Source organism: Mesorhizobium sp. GW821-FHT07A06, from assembly GCF_059419085.1.
Genome location: NZ_JBWKRC010000008.1, coordinates 191,891 through 204,047 on the forward strand (window position 1 = coordinate 191,891; position 12,157 = coordinate 204,047).

Annotated in this window: 7 protein-coding genes; 1 reads left to right on the plus strand and 6 read right to left on the minus strand. The window is 65.1% G+C overall.

Annotation, left to right across the window (positions count from 1 at the left end):
- Positions 1-81 precede the first annotated feature (81 nt).
- The 6 genes from AC07SZ_RS24400 to AC07SZ_RS24425 form a co-directional block, all read right to left on the minus strand.
- On the minus strand, positions 82-3,489 hold the full coding sequence (locus AC07SZ_RS24400; RefSeq protein WP_494916209.1) for an acyl-[ACP]--phospholipid O-acyltransferase: 3,408 nt from the start codon (positions 3,487-3,489) through the stop codon (positions 82-84).
- 262 nt (positions 3,490-3,751) lie between these two features.
- The gene (locus AC07SZ_RS24405) at positions 3,752-5,341 is read right to left on the minus strand and encodes an indolepyruvate oxidoreductase subunit beta family protein (RefSeq protein WP_494916210.1); all 1,590 of its coding nucleotides are present in this window, start codon (positions 5,339-5,341) and stop codon (positions 3,752-3,754) included.
- A complete protein-coding gene (locus AC07SZ_RS24410) occupies positions 5,334-7,487 on the minus strand; it encodes a thiamine pyrophosphate-dependent enzyme (protein ID WP_065005406.1) in 2,154 nt (717 codons plus the stop codon). Before AC07SZ_RS24410 ends, AC07SZ_RS24405 begins: the two co-directional genes overlap by 8 nt.
- A 60-nt stretch (positions 7,488-7,547) precedes the next feature.
- Positions 7,548-8,030 (minus strand): MarR family winged helix-turn-helix transcriptional regulator, encoded by a 483-nt coding sequence (locus AC07SZ_RS24415; RefSeq protein ID WP_056569777.1) that lies wholly within the window; start codon positions 8,028-8,030, stop codon positions 7,548-7,550.
- A complete protein-coding gene (locus AC07SZ_RS24420) occupies positions 8,030-9,601 on the minus strand; it encodes a phytoene desaturase family protein (RefSeq protein WP_494916212.1) in 1,572 nt (523 codons plus the stop codon). The genes AC07SZ_RS24415 and AC07SZ_RS24420 overlap by 1 nt, the downstream gene beginning before the upstream one ends.
- Positions 9,602-9,663: 62 nt before the next feature.
- Positions 9,664-10,455: a cyclase family protein gene (locus AC07SZ_RS24425; RefSeq protein WP_056569772.1), complete on the minus strand. Its 792-nt coding sequence runs from the start codon at positions 10,453-10,455 to the stop codon at positions 9,664-9,666.
- Positions 10,456-10,573: 118 nt separating this feature from the next.
- Between AC07SZ_RS24425 and AC07SZ_RS24430 the strand changes: the two genes are divergently transcribed.
- Positions 10,574-12,148 carry a phytoene desaturase family protein gene (locus AC07SZ_RS24430; protein WP_494916214.1) on the plus strand — a complete coding sequence of 525 codons (1,575 nt, stop codon included), beginning with the start codon at positions 10,574-10,576 and terminating at the stop codon, positions 12,146-12,148.
- Positions 12,149-12,157 lie beyond the last annotated feature (9 nt).

The following is a 12,157-nucleotide window of genomic DNA, read 5'->3' on the forward strand; positions in this document are numbered from 1 at the left end:
GCCTTGAGCGGAATCGAGCGCCGACAGTTCCCGGCCGAATTTCGGCCGGGCACGGGGCATGGGGGCGCTGTTGGCCTTTGATCACGCAGCCTCGACCTTGGCGACCGGCACATCCTCCCCGCGCACCAGTTTGGTCACGCCAGCAAAATCGAGCTTGCCGGAGCCAAGCACCGGGACTTTCTGGACGACGCGCACTTCAGCGGGCACCATGAGGTCCATGGCACCGTTCGCCTTGGCGAACGCCAGGAACTCTGTACGTGTGGCACCGAGTGCTTCGGTGATGAGAATGAGCTTTTCGCCCTTGCGCGCATCCGCCACAGCCGCCACGGCCGACAACGAGCCCTTCCATAATTCACCCGCCAGCACTTCGACGGCGGCGAGCGAAATCATCTCGCCACCGATCTTGGCGAAACGCTTGGCGCGGCCGCGAATGGTGATGAACCCTCCGTCGTCGACCGAGACGACGTCACCGGTGTCATGCCAGCCATCCGGCAGCGGTTCGAGCACGCCCGGCTTCTCGGCGCGCAGATAACCCGCCATCACGTTGGGACCACGGACATGCAGCCGGCCGCCATCGTCGACACCGGGCACCGGATCGAGACGATACTCCATGCCGGGCATGATCTTGCCGACACTGCCGGAGCGGTTGTACATCGGCGTGTTGATGGAGATCACCGGCGCGGTCTCGGTGACGCCATAGCCCTCCAGGATACGCACGCCGAACTTCTCCATATAGGTCATGCGCGTGGACGCCTTGACCGGTTCCGCGCCGGCAAAGCAATAGCGTATCGAGCGGAAGTCGTACGGATGCGCGGTCCGCGCATAACCGCTGAGGAATGTATCGGTGCCGAAGATGATCGTCGCGTTGGATGCGTAGATCAGTTCCGGCACGATGCGGTAGTGCAGCGGCGACGGGTAGAAATAGACCGGCACACCCGAAATCAGCGGCAGTACCGTACCGGCCGTCATGCCGAAGGAATGAAAGATCGGCAGCACGTTGAACACCTTGTCGCCCGAGTGGAAGTCGATGCGCGAGGCCGCCTGCGCGGCGTTGGCCAGGATGTTGCGGTGGGTCAGTACAACGCCCTTCGGCGTGCCTTCCGAACCCGAAGTGAACAGGATTACCGCCGGGTCGTTGGGCTTGCGCGGCGCGCGCGGCGTCGACTTGCGCATCAGGCCGAGCAGCTTGTCCTTGAGACCGATCGTCTTGCGCAAATCGTCGAGCCAGACGATGTCGACCGAGCGACCGATTTCCTCGACCACCGCGCCGAGCTTTGCCTGCTCGACAAACGCGCGGGAGGTGAGCACCGTGCGCACCTCGGCGGCCTTGCAGGCGGACAGTATGTTTGCGGCGCCTGCGGTGAAGTTGATCATCGCCGGCACCTTGCCCGCCGACATCACACCAAGCAGCGTCGCGCATGAGCCGTTGGCGTTGGGCAGCATGACGCCGAGCGTCCGCTGATCGGCATGGAGGTTCTTGAATTTCTCGCCAAGCACTGCGGCCGCCGTCAGCAGCTTGCCATAGCTTAACGAGCCGGTGACCGGATCCTGCACGGCGAGCCGTTTCATGCCACGTTCGTTCGCGGTCAGGATGATCTTTTCCAGGACCGTCCTGTCGATGTCCTGGGTGCGGAATACGAGATCGGACATGACCTGATAGAGGGCCGAACCCGCCGCGGCGCGGCGCTGGCGGCCTTTCAGCTCGGGCGGCACTTCCAGCTTGACCGGCTCCAGAATGGTCACCTTGACCTTCGGGAACAGGCGGCGGCGCACATGCTGCGACGTCAGCCGGGAGAAGGGGCTTTTCTCCAGGCCGTCGATGCGGATCGGCACAACCATCGAGCCGGTCTTGTCCGCCACCATGGCGGCGCCGTCATAGACCTTCATCAGCCCGCCGGTGACGGTAATGCGGCCTTCGGGAAAGATGACCAGCGGATCGCCGCCCTGCACGATCTTGATCAGCGTGCGGGTCGACATCGGCTTGGCCGGATTGAGCGGCAAAGCACGGGCGAGCTTCATAAACGGCTTCATCCACCAGGCCTGGGCAATGGTGTAGTCGATGGCGAAGACCGGTTCCTCATCGGTCAGCGTCAAGGCGAGCGGACCGTCGAGGAAGCTGACATGGTTGAGCGCCAGGATCGGCGCCTTGCCAGCCGCCTTGAGGTTCTCCATGCCCTCGACCTCAAGGCGCAGGAAGGCGCGGAACAGGATGGAAACGAAGTCGCGGAACGCGTTGGTCGGCAGGAATTTCAGCATCAGCCAGGCTGCAATGGCATTGGCTGCGGCCAAGCCGAACAGGATGCCGCCAGTGGAGACTTTCGTCTGGATCACCGCGACAACAATGCCGCCGACCGTCATGAAGCCGGCATTGACGATGCTGACGGCAGCGACGACGCGGGCGCGGCGCGCTTCGGGCGACCAGGCCTGCACCGCGGCAAAGGTCGGCACGACGAGAAAGGCGCTGGCGATAGCCATGCCGGCGAGGTCGATCGCGACACGGATCGTGTTTGGCCCGGCGAAGAACAGGGCAAGGGTTTCGGCCCTCGGCGAGGGCTGCATGCTCCAGATGGTCCAGGCCAGATGCAGGCCGAACAGCGCCAGCAGCGCGGTGCCGACCGGCGCGGGCAGCAGCACGATGCGTCCCTGCGACATCCAGGCGGCAATGGCCGAGCCGATGGCGATCGAGACGGCAAAGACCGCGAGATAGACGGTGACGGCGATCTCGTTGCCGCCGAGCGAATCCTTGGTCAAGGTCGGCAGGATCGACAGTACGATGGCGCCGATCAGCCAGAACCATGAAGTCATCAGGCCGGCGCGCCAGATGCGCTTGTCAGTGCGCAACTCGCTGACCTGGCGCCAGGTCGAGCGGAAGATGTTCTTGTCGATGACAAGGTCGGGCGCTGCGGAACCCGTGGACGGGATGTAGCGGCTGACGAACCAGCAGCCGACCGCCAAGGCCATCATGATCGGCCCGAAGACCGTGACGCCGATGCCATCGGCCGAGACGACGCCGCCGGCAATGGTGCCGCCGAGGATGGCGGCAAAAGTGGCCGACTCGATCCAGGCGTTGGCCTTGGGCAGTTCCTTGCGCTCGAGGTGATCGGGCAGGATGCCGTATTTGATCGGTCCGAACAGCGCCGAGATGATGCCGAACATCAGCAGGGCCGTCATCAGCACCGGGATCGACGACAGCGCGATGCCGGCGACGGAGACAGCCGCGGCGGCAATCTCGGCGAATTTCAGCCGCCGGGCGATGAGGGCCTTGTCAAAGCGGTCGGCGATCTCGCCGCCAAGCGCGGACAACAACAGGAAGGGCGCCATGAAGACGGCCCCCGCCAAAGTGACCAGCGAAGCCGCCTGATCGGCGGCCAGCGTGAAAAGAATCAGGAACACCAGCGTGTTCTTGAGGAAATTGTCATTGAAGGCGGACAGGAACTGCGTCCAGAACAGGGGCGCAAAGCGCCGGGACAACATCAGATGCGTGTTCATGGCGATTTCCATTTGGCGGAACCCTACGACGGCGTGCCGGAAGGCCCTGCGGGGTTGCAGGCGCTGTTTCAATCTCAGTGATATCAGTGAGCTGATTAAACTTCCTTACTGCGCTTGATGCCCATCCATGGCTTTCGGCCGTCGGAAATGAACATCGTTCACAATCGGAGCTTATCATTTTTTGAACAGCGTTCAAGCAAAAAATGAACAACGTTCACCGCAGCTGGAAACAGCGGCGGCGGCCAACGCCGTTTATAAGGGGTCAGGGCGTCCCGGTTGCCGGACCTGGTCCGAGCGTCGCCACGGTCTTCAGCGCGCCGTCGAGCATGTCGCCCTTCTCGTCCTTCAGCGCCGCCTCGCGCAGGCGGCGAATCCAGTCGGCGGCATCGGTTCGACCCTTGAGCATGGGAAGCGCCGACAGCACGCGGTCGAATTTCGATTGGGCGCGCACATGGGTGTCGCTGTAGCCCTTGATCAGCCGGCGACAGTTGAGGATTTCGACGGCGAGCGCATAGTCCTGGGACACATGGGCGAGCGCCAGCGCATACCAGCGATCGAGATGGCTCATCTCGACCTTGTGGCGCAGCAGGCGGCGGCGCCAGCGGCGCAGGCCGCCGATGAACCAGAGGGCCGCAAAGCCGGCGAAACTGTCGGTGCGGATGCGGCGACCATGGTTGATGCGCCGGTCGAGGAAGGCGGCGAGTTTCGGCCGGTTCTCGATGTAGCTGCCGAGCCCCGCCGGCAGCGTGCCGCAGAATTCCTCGATGCGCGGATGGAAATATTCGGTCACCTGCAGGACCGAGCCTTCCTTGACGCCGACCTCCTTGCGCACACGCCGATCACGGGTCGAACGCGTCTTCAGGTCGGCAACGCGGATCATGTCGTCGTAGCACAGCGCGTTGGCGAGATGCTTGGCGGCTGCGATGGACAGCGCATGGGCATGGTCGGCGCTGTCCTGCGCGGCGGCCTTGTCCAGCCGGTCGAGATACTCGCCACCATAGGCGATGTCCTGATAATCGACGACCTTCCTCAGGCCCCGCAGCGCCATGTCGCGCACGGCGACGGGCATCAGGTCGATGCGAGCGGCGAGCACCTGCCAGCCCTGCAGCAGGTTTTGCGGGCCACTCACCTGTCCGGCACCCTGGGCGGATTCCGCGATAGCAGGTTCAACTGGCCTTGGCGCCGGCGCGGCCGTGCCCCGCGCGCGGTCAAACGCGGCGCCAAAGGCGGCGAGGCTGGCCTTGACGCCACGGCCCCCGGCGCCAATCGCCTGCTCATAGCTTTCGCGCATGAACGGCAACGCGTCCGATCCCGCCAGCGCGCCAAGCAGGCTGGCCGAGATCATCGAACCGTTGTCGGCGGCGATCTTTTCCATGTCGAAGGCGATGAAGCGCTTCGATGCGGCCTCCGCCGTCGCATGCACCTTGGAGGACGAGGCCCGGCCGTCGCCCGGCTCGATCTTTTCCGACACGGCGGCAATGCGGTGCGAGGAGGCGATCAGCGTGGTGCGTTCCGGCGTAACGAAACCACGGATGATGGCGCGGCCGGCCTCCATCAATTCGGCGGCGATCAGGATGTCGACATCGCCTTGCGAAGGCGACAGCGCGAAGACCGGCAGCCGGCCGGTATCGCGGGCCATCTCGACATAGTAGATCGTCGCGCCGGTGCGCTGGGCGACGCCGGCGACCGAGGTCGATTGCGCGACGTAACCATTGCGCTCGGCGACGTCGGTGATCCAGTCGGCCAGCACGCCGCCACCCTGGCCGCCGACCGCCAGCACGGCGAGCTTGATGACGCGCTCGTCGTCCTGGGCGCCGGCCTTGGCGCGGAATGGCGGGACAGCGTCAAGCATCGGCGAAGGTCAGGCGCCGGCTTTCGCGGCGGCGCTGCAACAGGCTGATCACGGCGCGGCGCGCGCTTTCCAGGAAGCGGTCCCAACGGCTCGGATTGTGCACGACGTCGGCACGATAGAAGGACGGGCACAGCACCGCCGCATCGGCGACCTCGCCGCAATTACCGCAGCCGACGCAGTTCTGGTCGATGGACGCCACCGGATCGTCACGCAGCGGATCGTCGAGCGACTTGACCGACAGCGACGGGCAGCCGGACAGCCGCATACAGGCATGGTCGCCGGTGCAGATGTCCTCGTCGACGCCGAACTTCGGTTTGACGACCCTTGTCCCGCCCTTGATCGCCTTGTCGACCAACGGTTTTTCGCGGCGCTGGCGGTTGAGCATGCATTCGGACGAGGCGACGATGACCTTCGGCCCTTTCTCCTCCGTCGTCAGCGCCTCGCGCAGCGTGGCTTGCATCTTGCCGACATCGTAGGTGCGGTCGACATGGCGCAGCCATTTGACGCCCATGCCCTTCACCGCTTCGCTGATCGGATGTTTTGTCGACTTTGTCTTGTTACCCGCGCGCGACGACAGGATGTCCTGCCCACCGGTGGCGGCCGAATAGAAATTGTCGACGATGACAATGACGCCGTCATTCTTGTTGAACACGGCATTGCCGATCGAGGAGGTCAGGCCGTTGTGCCAGAAGCCGCCATCGCCGACGAAGGAGATCGAGCGGCGCTTGGCATCAGGCGAATTGAACGCCGAGGCCGAGGCCGGGCCGAGACCATAGCCCATTGTGGTGGCGCCGAGTTCGAAAGGCGGCATGATCGAGAACAGATGGCAGCCGATGTCGGAGGCGATGTGATGCTTGCCCAGTTCCTGCTCGACCAGTTTGGTCGCGGCGAAGATCGGCCGCTCCGGGCAGCCGATGCAGAAGCCCGGCGGGCGGCCCGGCACGACGTTGATCAGGTCCGCGGTGTCGACGCCCTCGCCGATCTTGTTGGGCGCGCGCACTTCACCTGGGAGCAGATGCGGCGCCTCGGCGCGCAGGAACGTGCCAATGCCGTCGAGCATGACCTGGCCGGTGTATTCGCCGGCCATCGGCAGATATTCCTTGCCGACCAGCCTCGTGCCCCGCCCGGCCTTGTGCAGCATCGCGGCAAAGGCCTGTTCGATGTAGTTGGGCTGGCCTTCCTCGACGACCAGCACCGCCTGCTTGCCCTCGCAGAACGACAGGAACTCGTCGTCGATCAAGGGATAGACGGCGTTGAGCACATAGAGCGGCACATCGGTGTCGCCATAGGTGTCGGCGAGACCGAGACGCTGCAAGGCGCGGATGACCGAATTGTACATGCCGCCCTGCATGACGATGCCGACCGAGCCATGGTCCGACCCGAAGAATTCGTTGATCTTGTTCCTGGCGATGAAATCCACCGCCGCCGGCCAGCGCTTCGCCACCTTCTCCTTCTCATGCAGGAAGGAGGCGGGAGGCAGCACGATGCGGCCGGTGTCGCGACGAGGGGCCTCCAGCGCGTCGGCCACCGTCATCGGCGGGCGCTTGTTGTCCTTGGCGATGAAATGGCCGTGGACGTGGCAGCAGCGTATGCGCACCTGCAACATGACCGGCGTGTTGGAAACCTCGGACAGCTCGAAGCCGTCCTCCACCGCCTTTACGATCGACGGCAGGTTCGGGCGCGGGTCGAGCAGCCAGACCTGGCTCTTCATGGCGAAGGCATGGCTGCGCTCCTGCATGATCGAGGAGCCCTCGCCATAGTCCTCGCCGACGATGATCAGCGCGCCGCCGGTGACGCCGCCGGACGCGAGGTTGGCGAGCGCGTCGGAGGCGACATTGGTGCCGACGGTCGACTTGAAGGTCGCCGCGCCGCGGATCGGATAATGCACCGAGGCGGCCAGCATGGCGGTGGCGGTCGCTTCCGAGGCGCTGGCCTCGAAATGCACGCCGAGTTCGCCCAGAATGTCCTGCGCGTCGGCCAGCACGTCCATCAGATGGCTGATCGGCGCGCCCTGGTAGCCGCCGACATAACCGACGCCGCATTGCAGCAGCGCCTTGGTGATGGCGAGGATGCCTTCGCCGGCGAATTCCTCGCCTGCGCCGAGCCTGAGTTTCTCGACTTCCTTGGCAAAAGACCGTTCGGCCATTTCTTCAATCCTTCCGTTACCGCCCAGCCCGTTATCGGCTGGCACTGGCGGCGCGTAGGTCTAGATGTCGTGCTTGCGAATGTTCTTCAGCATCTTCTGCAGCGTCGCGATGAGTGCCGCGTATTCGGCATCGTCGACATCGTCGAACATTGCCTCGAACGCATCATGCATGGCCGGCCAGGCGCGCGTGAACTCGGCGCGCCCCTCGTCGGTCAGGAACACATGGCGGATGCGGCTGTCGGTGACGCCCTGCTCGCGCCGCACGAAGCCTTGCCCCTCCAGCGTGTCGAGCGTGCGGCTCAAGGTCGACTGCTCGATGACCGTATAGACCGAGAGGTCGTTGACGGTGACGCCGTCCGTGACCGACAGGACGGCCAGCGTGCGCACCTGCGGAATGGTCAGGCCCTGCTTGCGGAAATCGTCGCGCAAGGTGGCGTTGTAGCGGCCCATGATGCGGTTCATCAGATAGGGCGCGAATTGCTGCAGGCCGATCTGCCCCAAGGTCGAGATGCGCTGGCGCTTTTCCGCAACCTTCTGTTCCATCAGAGCCTCCCCGCCAGGAGAAAGCCGGAACCGCCGCCGAGGCCGGCACCGGGATGGGTCGAGGCGCCGATATGGTAGAGGTTCTTGATACCGGTCTGGTGGTTGCGGCTGGTCTTGAACGGCCGCCACAGGAAGGACTGGTCGATGGTCGAGGAGCCGCCATAGGGATCGCCGCCGACCAGATTGATGTTCATCGCCTCAAGATCGGCCGGCGAATAGGCGCGGCGGGCCAGGACGATGTCCTTGAAGCCGTCGATGTGGCCGGCGAGGATCGCTTCGGCGCGGTCGGCGTAGGCCTCGCGCAATGCGTCGGTCCATTGCCCGTCAGCCGGGGCCTGCAGCTTGCCGGCGGCGTCGCCCTTGATGTGCCGGGGCGCCTCGGGCAGTTGCAGCCACAGGATCGCCTTGCCCTGTGGACAGCGCGAGGGATCGAGCGCATGCGGCTGGCCGACACAGATGGTGGGCACCTCCGGCAGCATGCCGCGCGCCGCCTCGTTGCAGGCCTTGGAGACGCCATCCAGTCCCGGCGTAAGGTGCAACAACGCCACCTTGTCCAGCCCCTCGCCGCGCCATGCCGGCGGCTTGTCGAGGGCGTAGTGGATCTGGAAGTTGCCCTTGCCGTAGCGATATTTCCGCGTCGCATCGACATCGGCCTGGGCAGCATCCGTGCCGAGCAGCCGACCGTAGAGCTGCGTCGGCGTGACCGAGCAGATCACGCTCTTCTTCGCATGGACCGTTTCGCCCGAGGCCAGCCGCACGCCGGTGGCGCGGCCTCCATCCAGGATGATGGAAGCAACGTCCGCTCCCGTCGAGATGACGCCGCCGCGCTCGGTGATCAATGCCTCGAAAGCCGATAGCAATTTCCTCGCCCCGCCTTTGACGATCGGCGCGCCGGCCGCCTCGAGCGCGAAGGCAATCACCTTGGCGATCTGGCCGGAGAACGCATCCTCGGGTCCCAGCCCGGCATGCAATACCCAGGGCGCCCAGAGTGCCCGGATGGTTTCGGACTGGTAAGTACTTTCCAGCCAGCCACGCGCCGGCACCAGGGCGTCGCCGAGAAAGGCGGCAAGGCCGCGCGAACCACGCCGCCAGGCATCGCCGGCCAACAGCTTCGCCGTCGGATAAGACCAGAGCGCCCCGCCGAGCAGGCCGAACAGCAGGCCGGCATTGCGCTCGATGCCGCCGACATCGTCCGCGTGCCGGTCGCCGTCACCCGCCGCGATCGCGTTGAGTGCGGCGACATTGGCGGCGCGGTCGGTGCCGAGCACCGCATGGCTGCCGTCCGGCCGAAGCACGCCGGTCGGCGTTGCCGTGTGGCAGAACTCCAGCCCATGCCGGGCGAGGTCGGCGCCCAGCGCCGCGAAGGCCGGCGAGGTGATGAACAGCACGAAGGTCGTCGCCATCACATCGTGGACGAAGCCGGGCGCGGTGATCTCCTCGGTGCGCATACAGCCGCCGATGCGGTCGTTGCGCTCGAGAACGAGCACATCGGCGCCCTTGCCGCCAAGCATCGCCGCGCAAACCAGCGCGTTGATGCCGCTGCCGACGATGATGTGGTCGGGCGCCTTCATTGACAGTTTCTCTCGACCGTCGGGGCTGCGCGCATGATCTTCTCCCGAAGACCCACCTCGCTCTATTTGCCCGATACCAGCGCCAGTGCGCGGATCGGGCTGCCGGTGCCGTGCTCGATCTTGAGCGGCGCCGCAATCAGGATCGCGCCCTTCGGCGGCAACTGATCGAGATTGCAAAGGCTGGCGAGGCCGTAGCGGTTGGCCTTGTGCATCAGCGTGTGCGCCGGGAATGGCGGCTCCATGCCGCCGGCCTTGCCTGCGTCGGTGCCAATGGTCTCCGAGCCCCAGCCCTTGATGTCCTTGCTGATCAGGAACTGGATGGCTTCAGCCGTCGGGCCGGGCGTGTGCGGACCGGTCTCGTTGGCGTTGAGGAACTCGGCTTCCGAGCCGTTTCGCTTGTACCAGTCGGTGCGCATCACCACCCACTCGCCGGCGTTGATGGCGCCATGCTTGGCTTCCCATGCCTTGATGTGATCGACGGTGAGCAGGAAATCGGGATCGGCGGCGGCTTCCTTCGAGCAGTCGATGACATTGACCGGGCCGACGAAGTTCTGCGCCGGAATGGTGTCTGTGGCGCCGTCCGGGTAATCCTTGCCGCTGATCCAGTGCTGGGGCGCATCGAAATGCGTGCCCGAATGCTCGCCAAGCTTCAGCCAGTTCCATGCCCACCAGGGACCGTTCTTGTCGTAGCGGGAGATGTTGTGGATCTCGACCTTCGGCGTGTCGACCGCGAGTTCCGGCGGCAGCTTGATCAGCGGTGTATCGGGACCGAGCGGTGCCGACAGGTCGACCACCCTGATGGCGCCGGAAAGAAGCTGGCCGGCGACCTCGCCGAGGAGTTTTTGGGTGTCCATGGTCTCTGTTCCCTCTTTTCGATGATGATCAAGGCTCGTCTCGGCCCTTAATATCCTACTAGACGAAAACATATGCATCTGCAATTATCTTTAAGCATAAAGGAAATGGGAACGGGGCGTGAGCGAGTTCGACGCCATCTTTGTCGGGGCGGGCCACAACAGTCTGGCATGCGCTGCGCATCTGGCGCTCAAAGGCTGGAAAACCGGGATTTTTGAGCGCAGTGCAACAATCGGTGGCGCTGTCCAGACCCGCGAATTCACCCTTCGTGGGTTCCGCCACGATTTCGGCGCGATGAATCTGAGCCTGTTTGCCGGCTCGGCCTTCCATCGGAAATATGCAAATGAATTGAAAGCGCAGGGGCTGGAATTCGCGCCCGTCGCCGACTGTTTTGCCAGCGCCTTTCCGGATGGACGCTGGTTCGGCGTCAGCAACGATCTGGAAAAGACCGCGGCGCGCATGGCGGCTTTCTCCGCTGCCGACGCCGCGACATGGCGCAAGCTGGTCGCCGCCTTCCCGGCGGAGGCCGAGCATCTGTTCCGGCTGCTCGGCTCGCCGATGGGCGCCCGCGCGCTTGCCGGCACGGCGTGGAACCTGTGGCGCAAGAAGGGTGTCACCGGTGCGCTCGACACCGGTCGGCTGCTGCTGTCGTCGCCACGCGCGTGGCTGGAGGAGACTTTCGAGTCCCCACATGTGCGGGCAACGCTCGCCACCTGGGGCATGCATCTCGATTTCGCGCCCGATATCGCCGGCGGTGCGGTGTTCCCCTACCTGGAATCGATGGCCAACCAGAGTTTCGGCATGGTGCTGGGCAAGGGCGGGGCAGACACCATCATCCGGGCTCTGGCCGGCATGGTGACGTCCGCCGGCGGCCAGATCATCACTGGCGCCGATGTGGCCGAGATCACCGTATCCGGCGGCAAGGCGACGGGGGTTCGGCTCGCTTCGGGCGAGACGCATACCGCCACCAGGGCGGTCATCGCAGGCGTCGCGCCCCGGGCGCTGACCGGCAAGCTGCTGCCCAACGGTTCCGGCGACGCCGGTTTTGACACCGCGATGCAGAAATTCCGCCACGCGCCAGGTACGATGATGATCCACCTGGCGCTCGACGATCTGCCGGACTGGAGCGCGGGGGCGGAGCTTCGGAAGTTCGCCTATGTGCATCTGTCGCCCTCGCTCGACGCGATGTCGCGCACCTATCAGCAGGCCATGGCGGGCAAGCTGCCGGACGAGCCGGTGCTGGTCGTCGGCCAGCCCTCGGCGATCGACCCGTCGCGCGCGCCGCAGGGCAAGCATGTGCTGTGGGTGCAGGTGCGCATGCTGCCAGCCGACATCCTGGGCGATGCATCGGCCAGCATCGCGCCCGCGCATTGGGATCAGGTCAAGGAGGCCTACGCCGAGCGCGTGCTCGACATCATCGAGACCTATGCGCCCGGCCTGCGGGGCAAAATTCTCGGCCGGGCGGTGTTCTCGCCCATCGACCTCGAACGCGAGAACCCGAACCTCGTCGGCGGCGACCAGGTCTGCGGCAGCCACCATCTGGCGCAGAACTTTTTGTTCCGCCCGGCGCGCGGCTATGCCGGCTGGAACACGCCGGTCAACAATCTGCATCTAACGGGCGCCGCGACATGGCCGGGCGCCGGCACCGGCGCGGCCTCGGGCTTCATGCTCGCGCAACAGCTTGGCGGGAGGTAGGCCGACGAT

Coding starts and splice junctions, on each gene's coding strand:
- AC07SZ_RS24420 (WP_494916212.1), bottom strand. CDS start 9,601: ATGAAGGCGCCCGACCACATCATCGTCGGCAGCGGCATCAACGCGCTG.
- AC07SZ_RS24410 (WP_065005406.1), bottom strand. CDS start 7,487: ATGGCCGAACGGTCTTTTGCCAAGGAAGTCGAGAAACTCAGGCTCGGC.
- AC07SZ_RS24400 (WP_494916209.1), bottom strand. CDS start 3,489: ATGAACACGCATCTGATGTTGTCCCGGCGCTTTGCGCCCCTGTTCTGG.
- AC07SZ_RS24425 (WP_056569772.1), bottom strand. CDS start 10,455: ATGGACACCCAAAAACTCCTCGGCGAGGTCGCCGGCCAGCTTCTTTCC.
- AC07SZ_RS24415 (WP_056569777.1), bottom strand. CDS start 8,030: ATGGAACAGAAGGTTGCGGAAAAGCGCCAGCGCATCTCGACCTTGGGG.
- AC07SZ_RS24405 (WP_494916210.1), bottom strand. CDS start 5,341: ATGCTTGACGCTGTCCCGCCATTCCGCGCCAAGGCCGGCGCCCAGGAC.